The 881-nt window shown below is 63.5% G+C and carries 1 protein-coding gene; it reads right to left on the minus strand.

The genetic code is table 11. The features are described 5' to 3' along the window. Nucleotides 1-881: chaperonin GroEL (gene groEL / locus EOA75_RS33350; protein ID WP_127326172.1), on the minus strand; the 881-nt coding region annotated here is incomplete at both ends.

The following is an 881-nucleotide window of genomic DNA, read 5'->3' on the forward strand; positions in this document are numbered from 1 at the left end:
TGCCGGCGCCGTCGACGATGGTGGTGTTCTCCTTGGAGATCGACACCTTCTTGGCGCGGCCGAGCATGTTGAGGCCGACATTCTCGAGCTTGATGCCGAGGTCTTCCGAGATGACCTGGCCACCGGTCAGGATGGCGATGTCTTCCAGCATGGCCTTGCGGCGGTCGCCGAAGCCCGGAGCCTTGACGGCGGCGATCTTCAGGCCGCCGCGCAGCTTGTTGACGACCAGCGTGGCCAGAGCCTCGCCTTCGACGTCTTCCGAGATGATGAGCAGCGGCTTCGAGGTCTGAACGACGGCTTCCAGGACCGGCAGCATGGCCTGCAGGTTGGAGAGCTTCTTCTCGTGCAGCAGGATGTAGGCGTCTTCCAGATCGGCGACCATCTTGTCGGCGTTGGTGACGAAGTAGGGCGAGAGATAGCCGCGGTCGAACTGCATGCCTTCGACGACTTCCAGCTCGGTCTCGGCGGTCTTGGCTTCCTCGACGGTGATGACGCCTTCGTTACCGACCTTCTGCATCGCTTCCGCGATCATCTTGCCGACCGACTCGTCGCCATTGGCCGAGATCGTGCCGACCTGGGCGACTTCCTCGGAGGTCTTGATCTTCTTGGCAGCCTTGCCGAGAGCGGTAACGACTTCGGTGACGGCGAGGTCGATGCCGCGCTTCAGATCCATCGGGTTCATGCCGGCGGCAACGGCCTTGTTGCCTTCCTGGACGATGGCCTGGGCGAGAACGGTCGCGGTGGTCGTGCCGTCGCCGGCGATGTCGTTGGTCTTCGAAGCGACCTCACGCACCATCTGCGCGCCCATGTTCTCGAACTTGTCCTCGAGCTCGATCTCCTTGGCGACGGTGACGCCGTCCTTGGTGATGCGCGGGGCGCCG

The organism is Mesorhizobium sp. M1A.F.Ca.IN.022.07.1.1 (assembly GCF_003997575.1).
GTDB lineage: Bacteria > Pseudomonadota > Alphaproteobacteria > Rhizobiales > Rhizobiaceae > Mesorhizobium.